The organism is Nocardioides sp. Root682 (genome assembly GCF_001427795.1).
GTDB lineage: Bacteria > Actinomycetota > Actinomycetes > Propionibacteriales > Nocardioidaceae > Nocardioides.
Genome location: NZ_LMHJ01000003.1, coordinates 411,082 through 434,541, shown reverse-complemented (window position 1 = coordinate 434,541; position 23,460 = coordinate 411,082). Strand labels below are relative to the sequence as shown.

Below are 23,460 nucleotides of genomic sequence, written 5' to 3'. Positions count from 1 at the left end.
CCTGGCGGCTCGGGCTACTCGACGACCTTGCCTGGCACTCTCCGCGACCTTGCCTTGCGTAAGGTTTCCGACCGTGACCGCTGTCGACGAGAAGGCCCGGAGGCGTGAGCGCCTCGTCGGGCTCTCGACGACGGCGACCGGCCGGCCGGTGCCCCGGGCGGTCGAGCGGGCGTTCAACCCGCTGCGGCGGCTGCTGTTGCGCGACAAGCTGGTCGGCTGGCTGGCACCGATCGGCCTGACCCTGCTCGCCTTCGGCCTGCGCGTGATCGGCCTCGGCAACCCGGACCGGTTCGCCTTCGACGAGACGTACTACGCCAAGGACGCGTGGTCCCTCCTCAACAACGGCTACATCCAGACGTACCTGACCGACGTCGACGGCAACACCAAGAACGAGATCAACGACGACATCCTCGCCGGCCACACCCACGGCGTGTGGACCGGCGACCCCTCGCTGGCGGTGCACCCCGACGTCGGCAAGTGGCTGATCGCCCTGGGCGAGAAGGCCTTCGGGATGGACCCCTTCGGCTGGCGGATCGCCTCGGCCGTCGCGGGCGCCCTGATGGTCCTGGTCATGTGTCGTCTCGTACGACGGATGACGGGCTCCACGATGCTGGGTTGCGTCGCCGGGCTGTTGTTGATGCTCGACGGACTGCACTTCGTCCTGTCCCGGCTGGCGTTGCTCGACATCTTCCTCGCACTCTTCCTGCTGTGTGCCGTTGCGTGCCTGGTCGCCGATCGTGACTGGCACCGGGCCCGGCTCGCCCGGGGTCTCGACAAGCTCGACCACCGACCCCTCTCGTACCCGGGAAGGTCCTGGGGTCCACGGATCCTGTTCCGGCCGTGGCTGCTCGCGGCCGGCATCTGCTTCGGCCTGGCGATCGGCACCAAGTGGACAGCCCTCTACCCGCTGGCGGCGTTCGGCGTGCTGTGCTGGATCTGGAGCGCGGGCGCCCGCCGGTCCCTCGGCATCCGGTGGCCGATCGCGAAGGGCGTCCTCGCGGACGGCGTACCGGCCTTCCTGCACCTGGTCGTCATCGGTGTGCTCGTCTACATCGCGACCTGGGGCGGCTGGCTGGTGCACGCCAACGAGTACGAGGAGCACCTCAGCTCGACGCAGTACCGCCAGTACACCGGGCACGGCCACTGCGCCAAGGACGACGACTCCTACGAGGCCACCCACCTCGACAAGACGAAGAAGTGGCCGACCGCCGACGACAAGGACGCGAAGGGCGTCGGTGAGGCCTGGCAGTCGCTGCGCTCGCTCTGGTACTACCACCAGGACGTCTACACGTTCCACACCCACTTCCTGAACTGCTCCGACCACTTCTACGAATCGAAGCCGTCGAGCTGGCTGTTGATCAACCGGCCCGTCGGGGTGGCCGTCACCAACGACATCCCGCCGACCGCGAAGGGCTGCGACGCACCGGCGGGCAGCGACTGCATCAAGCAGGTGCTGCTCATCCCCACTCCCGTCCTGTGGTGGGGCGGCCTGCTGGCGCTGATGTTCTCGGTCGTGATGTGGATCGGCGCCCGGGACTGGAGGTACGGCGTCGCCGTGGTCGGTGCGCTGTCGACCTGGCTCCCCTGGCTGCAGTACGACGACCGGCCGATCTTCCTCTTCTACGCGATCGCGATCCTCCCGTTCACGGTGATCGCCCTGACCCTGAGCATCGGGACCCTGATCGGGCCCTCCCGGCTGCCGTCCGCCCGCCGGACGGCCGGAGTCATCGTCAGCGGGGCGTTCGTGATCCTCACCCTGGTGAACTTCGCCTGGTTCTGGCCGATCTGGACCAACCAGATGCTGACCCACAGCGAGTGGCTGGACCGGGTCTGGTTCAGTCGCTGGGTGTAGGGCCGACCGCGCCTCACAGGAGCGGCAGGAGCGGCACACCCGGGCTGATCCGGACCTCGTTGGCAGCCCGGTCGATCTCGACGCCCGGCCCCACGTCGACCCCGCGCACGTGGCGGTGCAGGCGACGTACGACGACGGCGACCGCGAGCGGTCCCAGGTCCGGCTTGCGGTCGTAGCCGAACAGGCTGCCCGGTCGCCCCGGTCCGACGACCAGTCCGGTGACGAGCGGACGCTCGGTGCGGTGCGGGACCCCCGCCAGGCGGACGTCGAGGACCCGGGAGCGCTTCGGGAGGTCACCGCACCGCACCCGCATCCCGAGCAGGTCTCCGAGGCGCCACCGTTCGACGCCGGCGGGCACCTCCGCCGTACGGGGCCGGACGAGGCCCTTGCGGAGCACCGACAGCTCGACGCCGCTGCCGATGTCGTCGACGAGCTCGAACTCGATCACGCCGGGCAGCGCCCGGTCGGCGCGCTCCTCTCCAGCCTGGACGTACTTGTCGAGGAGCCACGACCCGAGACGGTCGCCGAACCGTGGCAGTAGCGCAGGCAGCCCCACGAGCAGACCGGTCGCCACCAGCGACCCGTCGGGCTCCAGGGTGAGCTCGACGTCGTCGACCTTGGCGACCAGCTGGCCCTCCCGATCGACGACCTGGCGGTCCAGCAGGTGCAGCGCGGCGTCGTACCCGTCCATCAGCCCTGTCCTCCCATCAGCCCTGTCCTCCCATCAGCCCTGTCCCATCGACGTGATGACCATCAGCGGGATCGCGGCGATCGACGCGATCGTGATGACCACCAGGTAGAAGACCCCCAGCACGTTGGCCAGCCGCCCGTTGCGGTGCTCGCCCAGGTAGTCCGGGTCGTTGGCGACCACCAGGATCGGGAAGTAGGTCAGCGGCAGCGCAAGGGCCGAGAACACCACGGACACCTCGGTCACCATGATCGGGTCGACGCCGGTCAGCAGGACGCCCGCCGCGAGCACCGTCGCCACCAGCAGCACCACGTGGAAGCCGGCGGCCTCCCGGGGACGGACGTACTTGCCCCACTGGAAACCGGAGTACTGCGCCAGGCTGTAGCCCACGGACAGCCCCGTCTCACACGCCGCGCCGAACGTCGCTGCGAAGAAGCCGAGCACGACCACGGCCAGACCGATCTTGCCGAGCGCCACCGCCACGGGCAGGCCCACCTGGCCCAGCGTCTCGACCGTGATGCCCTGCGGCAGGAACACCACGGCCGCGCAGCCCGCGATCGCGACCGACAGCACGCCACCCAGCGGGAAGCCGAGGAACACGTTGGCGCGCATCACCCCGATGTCCTTGCTGGTCCACCGCTCCTCGACACCTCCGCTGGAGAAGAAGAAGACCTCGTACGGCGTCATCGCCGCACCGAAGAGGGCGACGCCGAAGAAGGCGTAGACCGCCCAGCCCTCGGCTGCCGGCTTCTCCGCCGGTGAGAGCTGGGAGCTCAGCTCGCTCCAGTCCGGACCGAGCTGCCACAGCGCGACGGCGAAGACGATCAGTGCCAGGCCCATCAGGCCGAGCACGTTCTCGATCGAGGAGAACTTCGCACGCCACAACACGATCCACACGGCTGCGGCCACGAACATCGCGACCAGCACGTGACTGACCGACGACAGCAGCTGCAGGGCGAGCGCGACGCCGCCGATCTCCGCGATGAACGTCAGGAAGGTGACCGACATCGACCCGAAGAGGTTGAGCAGGCCCATCCGCGGCCCCAGCCGTTCGCGGACCAGGTCGAAGGTCGCCCGGTGGCTGACGGCGGCGATCCGGCCCGACATCTCGGCGAACACGCAGATGCCCAGCACCCCGAGCACGACCACCCACACCAGGGACCAGCCGAACCGGGCACCCGCCTGCGCATTGGTGACCAGGTCTCCGATGTCTACGAAGCCGCCGATCGCGGTCAGTACGCCCAGCAGGACGGCGAAGTAGCGCTTCACCTCAGCTCACCGCGCTCCCGCCGCGTCCTCGAGGTCGGTCGCGAGGCGGTCGAGCTCGTCGATCGAGGCCGGGTCGTCGTACCTCCCCTGCACGGCGAGGGACCGGGCCGCTCGTACCGACGCCACGGCGCGATCCATCAGGGCGCCGACGTCCGCGGCCTGCTCCGTGCGCCCGGCGGGCGCCTGGACCCGGGCGAGGTTGTCGGCCACCGTCACGATGGCCTCCTCAGCATCAGCGACCACCACCGTCGTGTACGACGACCAGACCCGCTCCTGGGCGGCCGTCTCGAGCGCCAGGCGGGTCGTGGCGACCTCGCTGGCCGCGTCCTCGAGGGCCTGCGCGGCCTGCTGGTCCCACGCGGCCGCATCGGGCTCCTCGACCAGCGAGCAGCTGCAGAGGAGGGCGGCGAGGACGCCCGCGAGCGCAGCCGTGAGCCCGCGCAGCTTCATCACTCCGCTTCCTCCGGGTGGGCGTAGGGCTCCTCCTCGTCCTGGTCGACCTCGTCGTCGTGGTTGTCCTGGTCGCCGGTCCGCGCGTTGGGGCCGGTGGCACCTTCCTGGACCTCACGGTCATCGGGGTGTGCGGCCACCGCGTCCTCCGGTCGGATCTCCCCGACGTCGTCGAGGTTGCCGACCTCCGACACCTGTCCCTCCGTCTCTTCCTCACTCGAACCCTCACGTGGTCCCACCATCACGAGAACACCTCCAGCTCCCTCTTCTCGACGATCACGAACGGCGTGCACGGCGTGGCCCGGGTGATGGCGGTCGACGTGTCGCCGCGCCTGCTCCACCTCGGCCAGGTCTCCCACCTGCACCAGTACCCGGCCTCCGGGTGCCAGGTGCGCAAGCGCGACGTCGATGCAGTCGCGGACGAGGTCACACCCGTCGGTCCCGCCGTCGACCGCGCCGACCGGGTCGTCGGGGAAGTCGTCGACCTCAGCCGTCCGCAGCCACGGCGGGTCGGCCACGACGACGTCGAACAGCTCCCCCGGCGCCAGGACGTCGGCCATCGGCCCGCACCGCACGTCGGAGGTGATCCCCGCCGCGGCGGCGTTGCGGGAGGCGTACTCCGCCGCGACGGGGTCCCGGTCGACCTGCACCAACGGTCGTCCGGAGAGGCGGGCCGCCAGGAGGCCGATCTGGCCGGCGCCGCAGCACAGCTCGAGGATCGGTCCCGCTGACGCCGTACCCGCGAGCTCGGCGGCCCAGCGGGCCTGCTCGGCGGTCCACGCTCGCGGGCGCAGCACGCGGGAGTCCCACGAGATGGCGAGCCCACCGAAGTCGATGACCTCGGTGGGCGCTTCGAGGGTGTCGATCGACGCGCTCATGGCGGGGCAGTACCCCCGGCCCCACGACGCAACCGGTGCGGCCGGCTCCTCCGTATGCCGACGGGCGCCTCGGGTACCGCCGGCCGCATGCGACTCCCTGAACCCTGTGGCCCGCTCAGCGAGGGAGTGGTGCGCGCACTCGAGCCCGACGACCGGCGACCGCGCGCGGTGCCCGAGGCCCGTGCCTTCGGCGACGTCGACGAGCCGCTGCGCGACCGCGACTTCCAGCTGGCGCTGTGGATCCTCTACGAGCTGCACTACCGCGGGTTCGACGGTGTCGATCCGCACGCGGAGTGGGATCCGTTGCTCCTGGTGAGCCGGGCGGGGCTCGAGCGCACGATGGAGCACGCGCTCCGCGAGCTCGTCGCGAGCGCAGGCACGGCGGACCCGGTGGAGAAGACGGGTGACAACCCGGCCGACGACGTCGTGTTGGCCCTGACCCGCATGACCGTGGCCGACGGCCCGTCGACAGTGTCCGGCTTCCTGCAGCGGCGCGCGACCCGTACCGAGTTCTGCCAGTACCTCGGGGAGCGGGCGATCTACCACCTGCGCGAGTCCGACCCGCAGAGCTTCGTGCTGCCGCGGATCGACGGCCCCGCGAAGGTCGCCCTCGCTGAGCTCCAGTACGACGAGTACGGCGGCGGTCGGCCCGAGCGGCTGCACGCCACGATGTTCGCCCGGGCCCTCGAGTCCCTCGACATGCCGACCGACCTGGCGTCGTACCTCCCGGACGTCTCGGGCGAGACCCTCGCCTCGGTCAACGTGATGTCGCTGTTCGCCCTCAACCGCCGCCTCCATGGTGCGGCAATGGGCCATCTGGCCGCGTTCGAAGCGACCAGCTCGCTCCCGTGCGGACGGATCGCGAGGGGCGCCCGGCGGCTGAAGCTGCCCGAGTCGGTCCTCGACTACTACGACGAGCACGTGGAGGCGGATGCCGTGCACGAGCAGCTCGCGATCCGCAGCATCTGCGGCAACCTGGTCGCTGCCGACCCCGGTCTCGCCGACGACGTCCTCTTCGGCGCCGCCACCTGTCTCGAGGTGGACGGGATGGCCGGGGAGGCACTGATGCGCCGCTGGCTGGACGAGCGGGAACGACGACCCGAACCCGCGAAGCGAAGCAGGGCCGCCGGATGAGTGAGGTCCGACGCGTGGTCGTCCAGGACTGTCCCGGAGGTCCGCTGTTGATCCGGGGTGCCGACGAAGTGGTCGGCGGCGACGGGACCGTCGGCAAGGTGGAGCGACCGGTGGTCGCCCTGTGCCGGTGCGGGCGGTCCGAGCGGCAACCGTGGTGCGACGCGAGCCACCGCGCGCGGCGTCGGCGCAAGAAGGATTGAAGGGCAGGACCAGAGGAACGACAACGGTCCACCGACTCGATCTTCCTGAGCGTATCGAGGGACCCATATCGGTGGACCGTCGTCGTCACCGTGACCGCCGGGCGGAGCGGCGGTCGTCTCAGGCAGCGCGCGGGCGCTGCGGATCGCTCACCGAGCGGCGCAGGTCGTTGAAGATGCGTTGCAGGAGGCGGGACACCTGGACCTGCGTGACCCCGAGCTCGTCCGCGATCTGCTGCTGGGTGAGCTGGTCGTAGAACCGCATCCTGATGATGCTGCGGTCGCGTGGCTTCAGCCGGCGGCAAGCGGGAGCCAGCATGGCCACGGCCTCGCTGTGCTCGAAGCCCGGATCGGTGTCGGGGAGCAGGTCGGCGAGAGGGCTCCCGGACTCCGAGACCGGCTCGTCGAGGGACGAGGCGTGCACGAGGTCGCGACAGCCGACGGCCTCCTCGACCTCCTCGACCTCACAATCCAGCTCGGCCGCGAGCTCCGAGAGCCGGGGCGACCTGCCCAGGCGCTGGGTCAGGTCCTCCTCGGCCGCGCCCAACAGGGGGCGGAGCTCCTGGATCCGGCGGGGCGGGCGGACCGCCCATCCAGCCGAGCGGAAGTGTCTCTTCAGCTCACCCAGGATGCTCGGCACGGCGAAGACCAGCAGGTCGTCGCCGCGGCCCGGGTCGAAGCGCTGGACGGCCCGGGTCAACGCCAGGCAGGCAACCTGCTGGAGCTCCTCCGGGCTCTGACCGCGGTTGCGATAACGCGCAGCGAGGGCATGCGCGACCGGGATGTTCAGCACGATGACCTGCTGGAGCAGCTCGTCGCGCTCCGCCCCGGTGCACTGGGTGGCCTTCGCGAGCAGTTCAGCGGTCAGGGTCTTGCGATCCTCCGAACGTTCCGGAGGGATGGTGGGGACTTCAGGCAACACGGACACGATCTACTCCCGGGTCGAGAGCGGCGTGGCTTTGGTCTCAACCACTTCGTATGTCGTCGGCGCAGGTACCCGCGGTCTGGATCTTCATTACACGTGTTCTTGAGAAACCTGACTGAAAATTTCCGGTCGAGCCGTGCGGGGTGGTCAGGAATGACTACGACACTCGTGACCCGTCCGGCCGTAACAACCAACCCGACAGCCGGTTGATCTCCATGTCAGGCCAGCAACCCAGGAGGACATCGTGGAGCAGATCAACGTGGCACTCAGCCCGTTCACGCGGCGTAGCCGCTCGCTCGCCGTGAGCCACCGGGCGCACGACCTGGGCCGCGGGCTGGAGCCCGGCGAGCACGTCCTGATCCACGACCCGGTCGCCGACGAGCACTTCAACGCGGTCGTCGCCGACATCCACTTCGACCTCGACGACACCGAGTACCGCCTCACCGTCGGTGGCAGGATCACCGCCGAGGAAGCCGTTGAGTGGATGTCTCCCGCGCTCGACGACGACAACCTGACGACCCGCGACCTCGTGGACCTGCTGGCCGAGCTGCGCCGCGGCGAGCGCGACATCTCGGCCGCGCTGGCCGGTATCCGGGCCCGCTGAGCCGTTCGCCTCCTTCGTTCGCACATCCGCCCTAGTCACTCCGGGCCAGACGTTGGACGACGTCCGCCCACAACTGCCCGGTAGCCCTGTCGGGACAGCGTCCCTGGGACCACACTCGGTGACGTGCCCGAAGAAAAAGTCATTCGCGTCTACCTCGTCGACGACCACGAAGTGGTCCGCCGGGGGGTCGCCAGCCTGCTCGAGACGGACGACACGATCGAGGTCGTCGGCCAGTCCGGCAGCGCCACCGTCGCCCTGCGCGAGATCCTCGCACTCCGCCCCGACGTCGCCATCCTCGACGCGAACCTCTCCGACGGCACCGGAGTCGACATCTGCCGCGAGATGCGGTCCGTCGACCCCACCATCAAGGGCCTGATCCTGACGTCGTACGACGACCCGGACGCCATCTCGTCGGCGATCCTGGCCGGCGCCTCGGGCTACGTCCTCAAGCGCATCGAGGGCAACTCGCTGATCAGCGGCATCAAGCTCGTCGCCGGCGGCCACTCGCTCATCGACCCCACCGTCGCGAGCCGCGTCGTCGAGCAGATGGAGTTGCAGCGCAGGTCCCTCGACGTCATCTGCGAGCTCACGCCCCAGCAGCGCAAGATCTTCTTCCTCATCGCCGAGGGCATGACCAACCGCCAGATCGCCGAGAAGCTGTACCTGGCCGAGAAGACCGTGAAGAACCACGTCACCGGCCTGCTCTCCCGCCTGGGGCTGCAGCACCGCACCCAGGCCGCCCTGCTCGCCGTCCGCCTGCACGGCGCCGAGGCGAGCACGCCGGCCCCCACCGCCGTACCGCAGAACACCGCCATGCCGGGCCTCACCCGCCGGGTGAGCTGACTTCAACCGCTGCGTTTCGCCGACGCACGCCAACACCCTCCGACCGGATCCCGGTCGGAGGGTGTTGGGGTTTTCATGCGCCTGTGGGGGGTTGCAACGGCCGACAGGCGCATGAATCCCCGGGCGGCCGGGGATTCATGCGCCTGCGGCGCTCACTTACTCAGAGCGTGAACTTCGCGACCAGCTCGCGCAGCTCGGCAGCCACGCCGGTCAGGTCGGTGGCGGAGGCGAGGGTGTTCTGCGCGCCCTCGCGGGTCTCGGCGGCGGCGGTGGCGACCTGGGTGACGTCACCGGCGATGCCGTTGGCGCCGGCAGCGGCCTCGGTCACCGAACGAGCGATCTCGTTGGTGGTCGCGGTCTGCTCCTCGACGGCGGAGGCGATGGTCGACTGGATGTCGTTGATCCGGGCGATCACGTCGGCGATCCGGCTGATCGCGGAGACGGCACCCTGGGTGTCGCTCTGGATCGCCTCGATCTTCTTGCCGATCTCCTCGGTGGCCTTGGCGGTCTCCTTGGCGAGCTCCTTGACCTCGTTCGCGACGACCGCGAAGCCCTTGCCGGCGTCGCCGGCCCGAGCGGCCTCGATGGTGGCGTTGAGGGCCAGCAGGTTGGTCTGCTGGGCGATCGAGGTGATCACCTTGATGACCTGGCCGATCTCGGCGCTGGACTCGCCCAGCGACGCGACGGTGCCTTGCGCCTCGGACGCCACGGTGACGGCGTCCGTGGCGACGGTGGCCGCCTCGGTGGCGTTCTTGGCGATCTCGCGGATCGAGGCGGTCATCTCCTCGGCGGCCGTGGCGACGGTCTGGATCGACGCCGACACCTGGACCGACGCGCTCGACGCGGACGCCGCCCGGTCGGAGGTCATCGATGCGCCCTCGCCCATGCCCTCGGCCAGCGAGGTGAGCTGCCCGGCGGCTGCGGCGAGCGTCTCCGCCGTACCCCCGATGTTGCCCATGCTGACGCGCAGCGTGGACATCAGGGACCGCAGCCCGTCGGCGACGCGGCCGACGGCGTCGTCGCCCTCGATGTCGAGCTCGCGGGTGAGGTCGCCGGCCGCCGCAGCGGAGACGACGTCGAGGATCTGCTCGACCTTGGTGGTGAGCTCGGCAGCCGCCTCACGGTCCGCAGCTTCGCGGTTGATCCGCGAGAGCGTCTGGGACACCAGACGACCGATGTTGCGCAGGGCCTCGAGGCGCTGTGGGCTCGGGTCCAGGGTCTCGGTGGCGAAGAAGTCCATCGTCGCGACGACCTCGCCGTCGATGATGATCGGGAAGCAGACGCCCGACTTCACACCGGCCTGCTGCGCAACGGGTGCCCGCACACAGTCGGTCATCTCGCCGATGTCGCGGGTGAAGAACAGGTCACGTTGGGCCCACGCGCGACCGGACAGGCCGACGCCCTCGGCGAAGGAGGCCTGCACCGTTACGCGGCGGAACTCCGCGCCGGCGTCACCGGACTCACGGTCGAACTTCAGGGTCCGGTCGGCCGCGTCGACCTTCCAGTAGGAGCCATAGGCCCAGCCGAACTCGTTGCGCACGGTGTCCAGTGCGGTCTGGATGGCCACTTCGACATCCGAGGCGGCGGAGAGCGTGGAGAGCACCTTGTTGACGGCGGTCGTGTCCGATTCGGCCTCCAGGCGCAGGCGCTCGGTGCGCAACCGATCGGTGATGACCTCCCAGGTCGCCATCGCGCCGATGTAGGTGCCCTCGGCGTCGGTGATCGCACTGACGAGCAGGTCAAGGGTCTCGTCGCCGACCTTGATGTCGGCCCGGCGCGGCAGGTGCTCGGCAGTCGCGAGCAGGCCACGCTGGTAGGCGGGGTTCTTGTGGAAGATGTCGAGGCTCGAGCCCACCACTTCGTCGGCCCGCACCGGCAGCACGTGCTCGAGGCCGCGCAGGGTCCGCAACGAGGCCGGGTTCATGTAGCGGATGACGAAGTCCAGGTCGGCGAACATCATGTTCGTCGGGCTGTTCTCCATCATCGACAGCGCGAAGCCCGACGCCTCGGTGACCGACTCGGTCTTCGAGGGTCCGCCCTTCGGCTGACTGGCCTTCGAGGCCTTCTCGGCGGGAAGCGTGCCGTTCACCGGCACGTCAAGGATCTCGGTCACGGGGTTCCTCCGGGGTTGTCGGGTGTGGTCGAGACATCGACCGCACGGTCTGCGTCGAGGACGAGCAGGATGGCGTCGGCCAGCGGGAGTACCCCGCGGTCCTTGCACACGAGGTCCTGCACCTTCCTGGGCATGTTTGCTGGCGCCGGCTGGCCGTCCACGCCGGCGGTGTCGATCACGTCGCCGATGTCGTCGACGAGGAGGCTGACCACCTCGCCGCGGGTGCGCACGATCACGTTCATGGGGAGCTGGTCGCCCTCGCGGGGCGGCAGTCCGAGTCGTACCCGCAGGTCGACGGCGGTGACGATCTGGCCGCGGAGGTTGATCAAACCGGTCACGGCGGCGTCGGCGCGGGGCACCGGCGTCATCGGCTGGTGCCGCAACACCTCCTGCACCTCGTCGACGGCGACGCCGAAGAACAGGTCGGCGACCCAGAAGGTGCAGTACTGCTCGGCGGTCCTGGAACCGGTCGAGGCAACAGCAGCGGCGGTCATGCCGGCACCCCCGACCGAGCCACGACGGCGGCGAGGTCGACCAGGTCGGTGACCCGGTCCTGGACGACGGCGCTGCCCGTCACGCCGTCACGACGGCCGACCTGGCTGGACACGATCACGACGTCGACGACGTCGAGGACGCGGTCGATCACGATGCCCACGACACCGGCCGCGGCACCCGTCGTCTCGTGGACGACGACACTGATCTGGTCGCCCTGGTCGCTGGTGTCCGTGAGGCCGATGGCGGTGGCGAGCCGGACCAGGGGCAGGATCCCGTCGCGGTACTGCACGACCTCGGTCGCCCCGCTGCGTTCGATCCGGTCCCGGCCGAACTCCTCCAGGCGCGAGACCGCCGCGAGCGGCAACGCCGCCCGGCGTCCGTCGGACACCTCGAGCACCAGCAACGCCGTACGGTCGTCGGCCACGACGACCCGACTGTCGTTCGTCTCCTGCTGCGCGACGCCGACACCGGCCGTGACCGCCGTACCAGCGACGTCGAGGATCAACGCGACCCGTCCGTCGCCCATGATCGTGGCGCCGGCGTACATCGCCAGGGCCTTCAGCTGGCGGCCGATCGGCTTGACCACGATCTCCTGGGTGTCGAACACCGTGGAGACACAGAGGCCGAAGCGCACGTCGTCGGACTGGAGCACGACGACCGTGAGTGCCTGGCCGTCCATGGGCGGTCCGCCGAGGATCTCCGCGAGGGAGACCAGCGGCAGCAGCTTGCCGCGGAGCCGGAGCACGGGGGCACCGGCGAGGTCCTCGACCTGGCGACGCAGGTCGTCACCCTCGATCCGGACCAGCTCGACCAGGTTGGCCTGCGGGATGGCGTACCGCTCCTCGCCCTCCCCCACGACCAGCGCGGGGATGATGGCCAGGGTCAGCGGGATCCGGACCCGGGTGGTGGTGCCGCGACCGACCTCGGAGGTGACGTCGACGCTGCCGCCGATGCGCTCGATGTTGGTGCGGACGACGTCCATCCCGACGCCGCGGCCCGAGATGTTGGAGACAGCGGCGGCGGTCGAGAAGCCCGGTCGGAAGATCAGGCCGAGCACCTCGCGAGCGTCCATCCGGGACAGCTGGTCCCGGGTGACGACGCCGCGCTCGATCGCCACTGCGGCGATCCGGTCGGGGTCGATGCCCTTGCCGTCGTCGCTGATCTCGACGACCACCTGGCCGGACTCGTGATAGGCGCGCAGGCTCAAGGTGCCCTTGGCGGGCTTGCCTGCGGCGAGGCGGTCCTCGGGACGTTCGATGCCGTGGTCGAGGGAGTTGCGGACCAGGTGCGTGAGCGGGTCCTTCACCGCCTCGAGCAGGCTGCGGTCCAGCTCGGTCTCGTGGCCGTCCATGACCAGCTCGACCTCGCGACCGAGCTGGTGGGACAGGTCGCGGACGACGCGCGGCAGCTTCGACCAGACCTGGCCGATGGGCTGCATCCGGGTCTTCATGACCGATTCCTGGAGCTCGCTCGCGACGAGGTCGAGGCGCTGGCTGGCCCGGACCAGCTCGATGTCCGAAGAAGCGAGGCTTCTCTGGATCAGCTGGTTGCGGGTCAGGACCAGCTCGCCCACCAGGTCGACGAGGTCGTCGAGCAGGTCGATGTCGACCCGCACCGAAGCCTCGACGACGGTACGGCGGTCGACGCCGTCCCAGCCGTTCTCCGGAGCCGGCGGCTCCTCAGTGGCAGGTTCTTCGCTGGTCAAGCCCTCCGGCGGAGCTGTGGGAGGGGCCGCCGGGGACACGTCCGGCTCCTCCACAGCTCCGCCGAGCTCGGACACCTCGGCGACGGAGAGCTCGTCGGCGGACGGTGTCTCACCGGAGGCCGTCGTTGGGAGGCCGACCTCCAGCAGTCCTTCGATGAGCGCCACCAGCGGGAGCACGTCGACCGTGGGGTCGGTGTCCTTGCTGGTGCGCTCGATGACGTCGAGGAGGGCGCGGACGGTGTCCACCATGGACAGCAACGCCTCGGTGATCGCCGGGGTCATCACGGCGTCCCCGTCGCGCAGCCGCGACAGCAGGGTCTCCCCCACGTGCGTCAGCTGCTCGAGGCGGTTGAACGCCAGGAAGCCGCTCGTCCCCTTGATCGTGTGGATCGTGCGGAAGATGCTCGAGAGCCGGTCCCGTGAATCGGGCTGCTGCTCGAGCTCGACCAGGTCGCGGTCGAGCTGATCGAGATTCTCGTGAGACTCCACGAGGAACTCCGCAATGATCTCTGCGTCGTCGTCCATGCGTTCCTCCCTTCACGCGGCCCATCGGCTCAGCGGGAGGGGGGATGAGGGGCGAATCGGGACTAGGGACCTAGTCCCTGCTGCTGCGACCGGACGACCGACATCGGGTCAGAGGCGGGTGCGCAGGGCCTCGGTCAGCGAGGCCACGGAGGTCTCCGAAGGGGACGCCGCTTCGGTGTTCGCGTCGGCCACCTCGGCGAGGAGCTCGGCGCGGTGGATGGCGACCGAGCGGGGGGCGTCGATGCCGAGGCGGATGACGTCACCACGGACCTCGAGCACGGTGACGGTCACCGCTTCGGGAGACCCCGCGCCGATGACGACGCTTTCACCGACGCGACGAGAGAGAACCAGCACGCGTGTGAGGCTACCGGTTCAGGCGACGAGCGGTGCGGTGATCGACAGGTCGGCGTCATCGAGGACGACCTGGCTCGCACGGCGCGTGGCGGTGTTGATGACCAGCGGGGCGCGCAGGTTGACCGTGGTCTCGGCCAGCGTGGCGCCGGCGCGGACGACGAGGAGCACGATCACGTCACCGGCGTTCCCGGACGACAGGCCGAGCTCACCGGCGACCTCGTCGGCCAGCTCGGGTGCGTAGTCGGGGAAGAACGGGCCGGGCGGGATGACCACGAACTGCAGGCCGTCGCTGTCCAAGGACCTGAACCCGTGGAGCACGCCGTCGTCGTCGAGCTGCACCAGCGCGAACCGCCCGTCGTCCGGGAAGCCCGGCATCGGGTGGACCAGCTCGATCACCGGGATCTCGTCCTCGGTGGCAGCCTTCTGCGTCATGTCGCCCATCATCGCAGGAAGTCGAGCAGGCTCGGCTGCATCACGCGCGACGTCGCGGCAAGCGATGCCTGGTAGGCGACCTCCTGCAGCTTGAGGTCCACGGTGGTGGCCGCCAGGTCGGCGTTCTCGATCATGCTCAGCTGGTTCTCCAGGGACAGTCCCGCGTCGGAGGCCGTCAGGTCGGCCTGCTCGATCCGCTGGAACCGGGCACCGGCCGCCGTGCGCGCACTGGTCAGCGTGTCGAGACGTGTGTTGAGCGTGTTGATCGATGCACTGATGCCCGCCTGGTCCCCGGCCCGCAGGGCGGTCGACAGGGCGGCGAGCTCGGCGAAGGCCGAGGTCGCACCGGTACCGAAGACGTCGGGACCGTTCGCGTCGACCTTGACCTGGACGCCGTTGGCGACCCGGCGGTTCACGTCGCCGACGGTGCCGACGTAGGTGCCCGTGGCGTCGTACGCCGCGGAACCTGCGGTGACGCCGCCGAAGACCGGGCTGTCGAGGTAGGTGGTGTTGGCCTGCGAGATCAGGCTCTGCCGGAGGCCATCGACCTCGATGGCCAGCGCCTCACGGGAGACGGGTCCCGACGCAGCGGCGTTCGCGCCCTGGAGCGCCAGGTCCCGGGCACGGCGGACGGTGGAGGTGGCCGAGTCGAGCGCGGTGTCGACCTGGGTGAGCCAGCCGATGCCGTCCTGGGCGTTGCGGGTGTACTGCGCCTGGTCGGCCATCGAGCTGCGCAGCCGCATCGCGGCCGTCGTACCCGTGGGGTTGTCGGAGGGGCGGTTGATGACCCGTCCGGTGGAGAGCTGCTCCTGCACCCGCGCCAGCCGTCCGAGGCCCCGCTGGAGGTTGTCCAGCGATCCTTCGGTCAGCATCCGCTGGGTCACACGTCCGACGCTCATCGTCCCACCAGTCCCGTCCGGTTGATCAGGGTGTCGAGCACTTCGTCGAGGGTCGTGAGCAAGCGGGCCGCGGCCTCGTAGGCGCGTTGCGCGGTCACCATGTTCACCGTCTCCTCGTCGAGGTTGACGCCGGCCTGCTGCTCCCACGCGTTGTCGAGGGAACCGGCCAGCGCAGTCTGGTTGGCGGTCTGTCGCTGCAGCGCCGCCACCTGGGTGCCGAAGCCGTTGACGAGCCGCTGGTAGGCGCCCGTGTTGTCACCGGCGTTGCTCAACGCGTCGGCGTTGTTGCCGTCGCGTCCGCCACCGGTGATCGAGGACGCGGCCACCAGGGCAGGATCCGTGATCGCGACCTGCAGGCTGGCCGCGCCGACGAGCGGGTCGTAGGAGAAGAAGGCGCCGCCGGCGGTGCCCGCGGCGTCGTACCCCAGCGCGTGCTGGGCGTTGACGCCCGCGGCCAGGTCGGCAGCGATCGCGTCCAGTCCGGCGCGGTACGACGGCAGGGTGGTCGTGAGGATGTCGGTCACCGCGCCCAGCTCTCCGCCGGGTCCGGCCGCACCGGTCGGGAGCGTGGTGCTGCCCCAGCTGGCATCGACGCGGAAGGTGATCGGCAGGCCGTCGGACGCGCCGGTCGGCGTGACGCCGGAGGCGACCACGAACGTGCCGGCCTCGCGTCCCGCCACGAGGGACTCGCCACCGATGCTCACGTCGAACTGGCCGTCCGGGCGGACGGTGGTCACCGCGCCGCCCAGCTCGGAGAGGCGGAGGGCGAGCTGGTCGCGGCGGTCACGCAGCGTTCCCGCGTCGGTGCCGTTCTGCTCGGTGACCAGGATGCTCTGGTTGAGCTCGGCGAGCCCCGCGGCTGCCGTGTTGATCTCGCTGACGACGTTGTTGAGGTGGACGCGCTGGTCGGCCTCCTCGCCGGTGATGTTGCTGACCTGGATCCGCAGCGCCTGCGCCAGCGTCTCCGCGCGGCCGAGCACCTGCTGGCGAGCGGCGTCGCCCCCGGGGTTCAGCGCGAGGTCCTGCCAGCCGTTGCGGAAGTCGAGCATCGCGGCGTACACGCCGTTGGTGCCGGGCTCGCCGATGCCCTCCTCGACGCGCGCCAGGACGGCCTGGCTGGACTCGAGGTAGGACAGGGCCGCGTGCTCGCGGCGCACGCGGGTGTCGAGCAACGGGTCCACGAGCCGGCGGACCTCACCGACGGCGACGCCCTCGCCGTGACCGTCGTAGCGCGACCAGAGCGCCGGGGCGGCGCTGCTGATCGACTCGCCCACCACCCGGCGTCGTACGAAGCCGTCGGTGGAGGCGTTCGAGATGTTGTTGCCGGCGACGTCGAGCGCCACCTGGTTGTAACGCAGGGCCGACAGCGCGGTGCTGATGGACCCGAACGAGCCGACCACGTCACAGGCTCCTGTCCAGCAACCTGCTGCGTCGCGTCTCCAGCACCGCGGTGCCGTTCGGGCTGTAGCTCTCGGTGCCCGTGCCGCCGATGGCCAGCAGCGTCTCGCGCGCCGACCGGTACCCAGCGGTGATCAGGCCCTTCGCCTCCTCGGAGGTCTCGGAGATCTCGCGCGCCAGGTTGATCATCGTGTCGCGGTGGTCGAGCAGGATCCCCCGCCACGGGTCGTCGCAGGCATCGGCCAGCGCGGCCAGCGCCGGGTTCGGCGACAGGCCGACCGACTCGGCGGCCTGGTCGGCGGCGGTCGCCCGCAGCACCTCGGTGGCCCGGAGGTCCTCGAGGACCTCCTCGATCTCGCGGGTGACGTTGACCAGCCAGCGGGTGCGGCCCGTGGCCAGCACCATCCGCTCGATGTCGAGCTTGTACGCCAGGGTCTCCAGCAGCTCGCGCTCACGCCAGAGGACCTGCGACAACCTGTCCATGTCGATCATTGCCTGACCCTTTCCGTCCGCCCCGAGATGCGGGTGCTCTTGATCCTGCTCATCGTGCGATCGGGCCAGTACCTGAGCAGTTGGGCCGTACTGGTCCTTGCGCGTTGTCAGTAGTGACCAGCGCAAACCGGGACCTCTGTCCTGTATTGCCCGCCCGATAGGCCAATCGGGGCCGAAATTGCTGCGCCACGCCGAACGGACCCCGGAATGTCGTACTCGTGAACGAGTACGACGGCACCGTCGCCAACGAGACGGACGAACTGATCACCAGCCACATGGCCCTGGTCGGCCACATCGTGCGCGAGACCATGGGTCGCGTGCCGTCGCACGTGAACCGTGACGACCTCACGTCCGCGGGCCTCACCGCCCTCGTCCTCGCCGGCCGTGCCTTCGACGCTGCCCGCGGCGTGCCCTTCGACCGGTACGCCGCCACCAGGATCCGCGGCGCACTGCTCGACGAGCTCCGTTCGGTCGACTGGGCCTCCCGCTCGGTCCGGCGCCGTGCCCGCGACCTGACCGAGACCCGCAGCCGCCTCGCGGGCCTGTTCGGTCGCACCCCGACCACCGCCGAGGTCGCCCAGTCCACGGGCATGACGGTCGACGAGGTCGCCGCCAACGACGACGACGTCGCCCGCGCGCAGGTGCTGTCCCTCCAGGGCTCGACCACGACCCCGATCGAGGAGCTGCTGCCGACCCGCGCACCCTCCCCGGAGGCCCTGCTCGAGCAGGCCGAGAAGCTGACCTACCTGCGCGAGGCGATCGCCGAGCTGCCCGAGCGCCTTCGCGTCGTGGTGGAGGACTACTTCTTCGCCGAGCGCCCCATGGCCGACATCGCCGCCGAGCTCGGCGTCACCGACTCCCGGATCTCGCAGATGCGCGCCGAGGCGCTCACCCTGCTCCGCGACGCCCTCAACCACGCGCTCGAGCCCACGCTGGTCAAGCCGATGGGCAAGAACGGCGGTGTCGCCCAGCGTCGCCGCGAGACCTACTTCTCCGCAGTCGCCGCGCGGCACGCCGAGGGCGGACGGCGCGGGATCACGATCCCGCTCGACGCCGTGGGCTGAGGAAGTTTCGGAATCTTTCCCCGAAATCCCTTGGTACGACGGCCACCCGGCCGATCACCAACCCGAAGGGCGACCACGGATGGTCACCCGGAACATCTGACCTAATCCAGGAGGGAACCATCATGGGTCTTCGCATCAACCAGAACATCGAGGCGACCAACGCGTACCGCAACCTGTCGGTGACGCAGAACCAGCTCTCGAAGTCGATGGAGAAGCTGTCGTCCGGCTTCCGCATCAACCGTGCCGCCGACGACGCCGCCGGTCTCGCCATCTCCGAGGGCCTGCGCTCGCAGGTCGGTGGCCTCAAGGTCGCCGTCCGCAACGCCCAGGACGGCGTGTCCGTCGCCCAGACGGCAGAAGGCGCACTGACCGAGGTCCACTCCATGCTGCAGCGCATGAACGACCTCTCGGTGCAGTACAACAACGGCACCCAGAACACCGACTCGCAGGCAGCCCTGCAGGCGGAGTTCGACTCCCTCCACACGGAGATCGTCCGGATCAACGACAACACCAAGTTCAACGGTGTCGACCTGTTCGGCGGTGCCGCGCTCACGTTCCAGGTCGGCTTCGACAACGCGGACACCATCGACATCTCGGCGACCGCGCTCGCGGACTTCGACGTCAGCGGTGCGGTCATCACGGACAGCAACACCGTGCAGACCGAGATCACGGCGATCTCGACGCAGCGTGCCGAGCTCGGTGCGATCCAGAACCGGTTCGAGCACACGGTCAACAACGTCAACGTCGCGATCGAGAACCTCTCGGCGTCCGAGTCCCGGATCCGCGACACCGACATGGCGCAGGAAATGATGAGCCTCACCCGCTCGCAGATCCTGTCCCAGGCCGGCACGGCCATGCTCGCCCAGGCCAACTCGGCCCCCAACGGCGTGCTGCAGCTGCTCCGCGGCTGATCCCGCGAAGCCAGCTGACCACGCTGGACAGCACCAACCGCGTGCCGGTGGGGCCACCGGCCTCACCGGCACGCGGGCTTTTTGACCAGGACAACCCAGGACAACCCCAGGACAACCCCAGGACAACAGGGCACCCGCGGTATCGGAGGCACGACCATGGCAGCGACCAGCAGCATCGGCGGACTCGCGAGCGGACTGGACACGGCGAGCATCATCAGCCAGCTGATGGCGCTCGAAGCGCTGCCCCAGACCAAGCTCAAGACCCAGGTGTCCTCGGAGCAGAGCAAGGTCACCGCCCTGCAGAAGCTCAACACGGCGCTCCAGGCACTGGGGACCTCCGCCGAGGGGATGCGCACCGCCACCACCGGCTCGTGGACGTCCCTGACGCCCACCTCCACCAACACCGGGGTCCGCGTCACCGCCACCACCGCCGCTGCGGCGGGCAGCTTCACGGTGAACGTCGGCCAGACCGCGCTCAGCCACCAGGTCGCCTTCACCGACGCCCACGCGAAGACCGATGTGGTCACCGGCGCCACGAGCAGCGTGCTGCTGAAGCGGGCCGGCGACGCCGACGTCCAGATCGACACCGCCGGCGGGACGCTCGAGGAGCTCGCCGCCGCGATCAACGGCGCCGACGCCGGAGTCCGGGCCACCCTGGTGCGCACCGGCAACGTCGGCGGCACCGACCAGTACCGGCTCCTCGTCGAGTCCTCGACCACCGGAGGCGACCAGGCCTTCGAGCTGACCGACTCGACGGGCGCCGCCCTGCTGGGTGGCACGACTGTCCGCGGCGGTCGCGACGCCAGCATCGACATCGGCGGCATCACCGCCACCTCCAGCACCAACACCTTCACCGACGTCGTCCCTGGCGTCACCATCACCCTCGCCGCGAACGCGACCGGAACCGCCGAGGTCGACGTCAGCCGCGACGCCGCCGGCGCCTCCGCGTCCGCGTCGTCGTTCGTCGACGGGATCAACGCCATCCTCGGCCAGATCAGCAACCTCACCTCCACGAGCACCACCTCCAAGGGGGTGCTCGCCGGCGACAGCGGGCTCCGCCACCTCGGCGCCGCCCTGCAGGAGGCGATGTACCCGGCCGACGGGACGTCGATGGCGAAGTACGGCATCCAGGTCGACCGCTACGGCAAGCTCACGTTCGACTCCGCCAAGTTCGCGGCGTCGTACAAGGACGACCCGATCGCCGCCGCCGCGGCCTTCACCGGACCCACCGGGTTCACGGCCCGGATCGAGGCCGTGGCCAAGGCAGCCAGCAACAAGTTCGACGGCTCGGTGACGAGCTCGATCACCAACCACGGCACGGCGATCACCCGCCTCAACCAGAACATCGCCCGCTGGGACGACCGGCTCGAGCTGCGCCGTACCTCCCTGGAACGGCAGTACACCGCACTGGAGACGGCTCTCTCCCAGATGCAGGCCCAATCCAGCTGGCTCTCCAGCCAGCTGTCGTCCCTGACCGCGTCGACCGAGTGAGGAATCACCGATGAACGCCTTGACCGCTCACGCGGCCTACCAGTCCAACGCCGTCTCGACCGCGTCGCCGGCACGCCTGCTGGTGATGCTGCTCGAACGCCTGGTCCTCGACGTCGAGCGGGGCCGCGGTGCCCAGCAGCTCGGTGACTGGGAGAGCGCGCACAAGCACCTGATCCACGCCCAGGACATCGTGCTGGAGCTGGAGTCGAGCCTTCAGGTCGACAAGATGCAGGGCGGCGCCGAGCTCGCCGCGCTGTACGCCTTCCTCCGCAACCAGCTGGTCCAGGCGAACATCCGGCGTGACCCCCAGCTGTCGACCGAGGCGCTCGGGCTGGCCCAGCAGATGTGCGACACCTGGCGTGAAGCCGCGATGGCGGCGGCGATCCAGTGACCACCCCACCGAACGGCCCTCGTCGACCGGTCACCTGGCGCGAGGCGCTGGACCGCCTCGAGGCCCACGCCGACAACGCCGAGCGGATGCTCCAGGGACGCCGGGCGCCCGACTCCACCCCGTGGCACCCGCCCACCGAGCTCGGCCCGATCCCCGACGAGTTCCTGCCCCGCGCACGAGCACTGCTCGAACGTCAGCAGCGGCTGATGGCGGCGATCCCCGGCATCCTGTCCGACACCCGGCAACAGCAGCGACTGACCGAGCGGGTGCGCGACGCGACCGCCACCCGGTCTGTACCCGTCTACCTCGACATCACGGCGTGAGGTCGTGATTGGGGCGTCGGGCAGACACGGACCGGGGTGACGGTCGCTTCGGTGCGGTCTTCTAGGGCGCGAAGACCATGTTGTTGTTGATGGCGTCGAACGCGTCCTTGGCGTCGGTCTGGAGCGGCCTGGACGTCCCGTACCAGTTGCTCATGCTGACGTACTGCCCGGCCGTCCAGGACAGCATCTGGCTCACTGTCATGTGCGTCTGGTTGTTGAAGGCAGCGCGCACGTCGCGACCCTTGATGTGGGTGAGGTCGATGTCGATCGCACCCAGGTTGGTGTTCGGGATGTACTTCTGCGTCGCCAGCGTGCTGCCCGGCCCCGTGAAGTAGACCGACAGTGCGGTCGCCAGCATCTGTGCCTTGAGCATCGGGGTCATCGTGGTGGCCGTTGCCTTGTTGATCACGCCGGTGACGTACGTGGCCACCTGGGCACAGGTCGCGTTCGCAGCCAGGTCCTGGAACGGCGCGAAGGTCCGCAGGTAGGTGCCGGAGTTGCACACCTTCACGTTGCTGATCGTCGTGAAGGGCCCGTTCTTGATGAGGTCCTGGCCGTTCTTGTTCGTCCAGCCCCCGATGGTGTGGGCACCCGTGTTGAGCGGCGTCTTGCAGACCTCCACGTTCTGGCTGTCCTCACCCGTGAGCCCGCCGTCGTTGGTGACGAAGGAAGCGGTGTTCGGGTAGACGACACAGCCCGGGTTGGTGAGGTTCCAGGTCCGTGAGTACTCGAGCGTCAGGTCGGCGTCACCGACACAGACGGTGCCGAGGTCACCGGCGTAGGTGTCGGTCACGTCGACACACTCGTCGATCGTGTTCTCCGTGATCTCGATCGGGTCGGTCGTGTCCGTGGCCGAGCCCGCGTCGAGGACCGCGTCACCGAGCAATTGGACGTCCCATTCCACCGTGACGGTGTTCGTGAGACCGTCCGCCGGGACGGCGTCGTCGGCGACATCGCAGCTGAACGGGAGGACCGTGTCACCCGGGGCGACCTCGACGTCGTCGCCTGCACCGGTCAGTGTGCAGACGATCCCGGCGTCCGAGAACGCGTCGGTGATGTCGGCGACGGCCGCGACGGGGTTCGGGTTCGTGACGGTGACCGAGCCGGTGATCTCGGCCCCGGAGATGGCGCCCCCGTCGTGGCTCAGCGTGACGGTGTAGTTGGCGGTGACCGAGCCGGACACGCCACTCAGGGTGCTGTCGTCGACCGACTTGTCGATCCCCCAGGTGTAGGTGTTGTCGTAGGAGCCCTCGGCTGTCTTCGAGACGGTCAGCGCGGGCGCGACCGGCGGCGGGTTGTCCTGGAGCACCTTGAAGTTGTCGTGCGTGCAGTCATTTCCGTTGACCGGAGCGGTCGGGTCAGGGCTGGGCAGCGCACACACGCTGGCCACGTAGACGCCGCCGTTGTTGGTCGTGGTGATGAACGGTTTCATCTGGATCCGGTCGTTGACGACCAGGTGGGTCGCGGTGATCTCTCCCAGCGCACTCACGTGGAAGGTCCGGTCCGCGCGGCTGTCGCCGGACAACAGCCCGATCTCGCCGTCGTTCGGCGTCGACTGGGTTCCCGGCGCGTTGATCGCGAAGAAGTAGTCGCCCTCGGGGAGGTTCTGCGGCAGGTTGCTCAGCCAGACGTCGTCCTGGACGGCGTAGGCATTGCAGTTGACCGGGTCCGCACCCGCTCCGTCGGGCCGAACGCATTCGCCGGTTCCTGCGGCGATGTTGGTGGTGGTCGAGATGGCCTGGCCGGCTGCGTTGGCCATTGGGGTCGACACCGTCGTGGCGATGACTGCTGCGCCGGCGACGAGGAGCGCGCCGGATCCGATCTGGGCGATGACGCGACGGGCGCGACGATGGGAGCGATGCTGGGACATGGTGTGTGGACTCCCCACGAGTCGTAAGAGGGTTGTGCCCGCACAGCGTCACCACGAGAAATATGGCCGCCGGGACCTTCACCCATCGTGTGCTCGCCGGCGGGGCACCACCAGTGTCGGAAGTGAGGACACGCCGCCTCGCCCGGCACGGGGCCGC

Annotated in this window: 24 protein-coding genes; 10 read left to right on the top strand and 14 right to left on the bottom strand. The window is 69.6% G+C overall.

Annotated features, from left to right (window positions below; all coding sequences use genetic code 11):
- Positions 1 to 73: 73 nt before the first annotated feature.
- Positions 74 to 1,852 carry a dolichyl-phosphate-mannose--protein mannosyltransferase gene (locus ASD84_RS17345; RefSeq protein ID WP_082573740.1) on the top strand — a complete coding sequence of 593 codons (1,779 nt, stop codon included), beginning with the start codon at positions 74 to 76 and terminating at the stop codon, positions 1,850 to 1,852.
- Positions 1,853 to 1,865: 13 nt separating this feature from the next.
- On the opposite strand, the gene ASD84_RS17340 is transcribed toward ASD84_RS17345, so the two are convergent.
- The 4 genes from ASD84_RS17340 to ASD84_RS17325 are packed head-to-tail and all read right to left on the bottom strand — an operon-like array spanning position 1,866 to position 5,137.
- On the bottom strand, positions 1,866 to 2,543 hold the full coding sequence (locus ASD84_RS17340) for a hypothetical protein (RefSeq protein ID WP_056713139.1): 678 nt from the start codon (positions 2,541 to 2,543) through the stop codon (positions 1,866 to 1,868).
- A gap of 33 nt (positions 2,544 to 2,576) precedes the next feature.
- Positions 2,577 to 3,809 carry an NRAMP family divalent metal transporter gene (locus ASD84_RS17335; protein WP_056713137.1) on the bottom strand — a complete coding sequence of 411 codons (1,233 nt, stop codon included), beginning with the start codon at positions 3,807 to 3,809 and terminating at the stop codon, positions 2,577 to 2,579.
- Positions 3,810 to 3,815: 6 nt separating this feature from the next.
- Positions 3,816 to 4,259 carry a hypothetical protein gene (locus ASD84_RS17330; RefSeq protein WP_056713135.1) on the bottom strand — a complete coding sequence of 148 codons (444 nt, stop codon included), beginning with the start codon at positions 4,257 to 4,259 and terminating at the stop codon, positions 3,816 to 3,818.
- Positions 4,259 to 5,137 carry a methyltransferase domain-containing protein gene (locus tag ASD84_RS17325; RefSeq protein WP_056713133.1) on the bottom strand — a complete coding sequence of 293 codons (879 nt, stop codon included), beginning with the start codon at positions 5,135 to 5,137 and terminating at the stop codon, positions 4,259 to 4,261. Before ASD84_RS17325 ends, ASD84_RS17330 begins: the two co-directional genes overlap by 1 nt.
- A gap of 87 nt (positions 5,138 to 5,224) precedes the next feature.
- Between ASD84_RS17325 and ASD84_RS17320 the strand changes: the two genes are divergently transcribed.
- Positions 5,225 to 6,271 carry an iron-containing redox enzyme family protein gene (locus tag ASD84_RS17320; protein ID WP_082573863.1) on the top strand — a complete coding sequence of 349 codons (1,047 nt, stop codon included), beginning with the start codon at positions 5,225 to 5,227 and terminating at the stop codon, positions 6,269 to 6,271.
- A complete protein-coding gene (locus ASD84_RS17315; protein WP_056713129.1) occupies positions 6,268 to 6,471 on the top strand; it encodes a CDGSH iron-sulfur domain-containing protein in 204 nt (67 codons plus the stop codon). Before ASD84_RS17320 ends, ASD84_RS17315 begins: the two co-directional genes overlap by 4 nt.
- A 118-nt stretch (positions 6,472 to 6,589) precedes the next feature.
- On the opposite strand, the gene ASD84_RS17310 is transcribed toward ASD84_RS17315, so the two are convergent.
- The gene (locus ASD84_RS17310; protein WP_162251560.1) at positions 6,590 to 7,390 is read right to left on the bottom strand and encodes a sigma-70 family RNA polymerase sigma factor; all 801 of its coding nucleotides are present in this window, start codon (positions 7,388 to 7,390) and stop codon (positions 6,590 to 6,592) included.
- Positions 7,391 to 7,637: 247 nt separating this feature from the next.
- Between ASD84_RS17310 and ASD84_RS17305 the strand changes: the two genes are divergently transcribed.
- On the top strand, positions 7,638 to 7,997 hold the full coding sequence (locus ASD84_RS17305; protein WP_056713125.1) for a hypothetical protein: 360 nt from the start codon (positions 7,638 to 7,640) through the stop codon (positions 7,995 to 7,997).
- 123 nt (positions 7,998 to 8,120) lie between these two features.
- Positions 8,121 to 8,840 carry a response regulator gene (locus tag ASD84_RS17300; RefSeq protein ID WP_056713123.1) on the top strand — a complete coding sequence of 240 codons (720 nt, stop codon included), beginning with the start codon at positions 8,121 to 8,123 and terminating at the stop codon, positions 8,838 to 8,840.
- A gap of 160 nt (positions 8,841 to 9,000) precedes the next feature.
- Here ASD84_RS17300 and ASD84_RS17295 read toward each other — a convergent pair whose 3' ends face one another.
- The 8 genes from ASD84_RS17295 to flgN form a co-directional block, all read right to left on the bottom strand.
- A complete protein-coding gene (locus tag ASD84_RS17295; RefSeq protein WP_235531155.1) occupies positions 9,001 to 10,953 on the bottom strand; it encodes a methyl-accepting chemotaxis protein in 1,953 nt (650 codons plus the stop codon).
- Positions 10,950 to 11,447 (bottom strand): chemotaxis protein CheW, encoded by a 498-nt coding sequence (locus ASD84_RS17290; RefSeq protein WP_056713121.1) that lies wholly within the window; start codon positions 11,445 to 11,447, stop codon positions 10,950 to 10,952. The genes ASD84_RS17295 and ASD84_RS17290 overlap by 4 nt, the downstream gene beginning before the upstream one ends.
- Entirely contained in the window at positions 11,444 to 13,678 is a 2,235-nt protein-coding gene (locus tag ASD84_RS17285; RefSeq protein ID WP_056713119.1) for a chemotaxis protein CheA, read from the bottom strand. The genes ASD84_RS17290 and ASD84_RS17285 overlap by 4 nt, the downstream gene beginning before the upstream one ends.
- Positions 13,679 to 13,786: 108 nt before the next feature.
- Complete coding sequence (gene csrA, locus ASD84_RS17280) at positions 13,787 to 14,032, bottom strand: carbon storage regulator CsrA (RefSeq protein WP_056713117.1); 246 nt, start codon at positions 14,030 to 14,032, stop codon at positions 13,787 to 13,789.
- Positions 14,033 to 14,050: 18 nt separating this feature from the next.
- Complete coding sequence (gene fliW / locus ASD84_RS17275; RefSeq protein ID WP_056714797.1) at positions 14,051 to 14,464, bottom strand: flagellar assembly protein FliW; 414 nt, start codon at positions 14,462 to 14,464, stop codon at positions 14,051 to 14,053.
- 8 nt (positions 14,465 to 14,472) lie between these two features.
- Positions 14,473 to 15,363, bottom strand: coding sequence for a flagellar hook-associated protein FlgL (flgL, locus tag ASD84_RS17270; protein WP_056713115.1), 891 nt, complete (start codon positions 15,361 to 15,363; stop codon positions 14,473 to 14,475).
- On the bottom strand, positions 15,360 to 16,763 hold the full coding sequence (gene flgK, locus ASD84_RS17265) for a flagellar hook-associated protein FlgK (protein WP_056713114.1): 1,404 nt from the start codon (positions 16,761 to 16,763) through the stop codon (positions 15,360 to 15,362). Before flgK ends, flgL begins: the two co-directional genes overlap by 4 nt.
- Before the next feature lies 1 nt (position 16,764).
- Positions 16,765 to 17,253: a flagellar export chaperone FlgN gene (gene flgN / locus ASD84_RS17260; RefSeq protein ID WP_235531154.1), complete on the bottom strand. Its 489-nt coding sequence runs from the start codon at positions 17,251 to 17,253 to the stop codon at positions 16,765 to 16,767.
- 218 nt (positions 17,254 to 17,471) lie between these two features.
- On the opposite strand from flgN, the gene ASD84_RS17255 reads away from it, so the two are divergent.
- The 5 genes from ASD84_RS17255 to ASD84_RS17235 all read left to right on the top strand — a co-directional run bounded on the left by ASD84_RS17255 (position 17,472) and on the right by ASD84_RS17235 (position 21,433).
- Complete coding sequence (locus ASD84_RS17255; protein ID WP_082573736.1) at positions 17,472 to 18,317, top strand: sigma-70 family RNA polymerase sigma factor; 846 nt, start codon at positions 17,472 to 17,474, stop codon at positions 18,315 to 18,317.
- Between the two features lie 122 nt (positions 18,318 to 18,439).
- On the top strand, positions 18,440 to 19,228 hold the full coding sequence (locus tag ASD84_RS17250) for a flagellin (RefSeq protein ID WP_056713106.1): 789 nt from the start codon (positions 18,440 to 18,442) through the stop codon (positions 19,226 to 19,228).
- Positions 19,229 to 19,384: 156 nt separating this feature from the next.
- Entirely contained in the window at positions 19,385 to 20,719 is a 1,335-nt protein-coding gene (gene fliD, locus ASD84_RS17245; protein WP_056713104.1) for a flagellar filament capping protein FliD, read from the top strand.
- 10 nt (positions 20,720 to 20,729) lie between these two features.
- A complete protein-coding gene (fliS, locus tag ASD84_RS17240; RefSeq protein WP_056713103.1) occupies positions 20,730 to 21,110 on the top strand; it encodes a flagellar export chaperone FliS in 381 nt (126 codons plus the stop codon).
- Positions 21,107 to 21,433 (top strand): hypothetical protein, encoded by a 327-nt coding sequence (locus ASD84_RS17235; RefSeq protein ID WP_056713101.1) that lies wholly within the window; start codon positions 21,107 to 21,109, stop codon positions 21,431 to 21,433. Before fliS ends, ASD84_RS17235 begins: the two co-directional genes overlap by 4 nt.
- A gap of 61 nt (positions 21,434 to 21,494) precedes the next feature.
- Here the strand turns inward: ASD84_RS17235 and ASD84_RS17230 are convergent, their stop codons facing one another.
- Positions 21,495 to 23,303, bottom strand: a complete 1,809-nt coding sequence (locus ASD84_RS17230) for a hypothetical protein (RefSeq protein WP_056713100.1) — start codon at positions 23,301 to 23,303, stop codon at positions 21,495 to 21,497.
- Positions 23,304 to 23,460 lie beyond the last annotated feature (157 nt).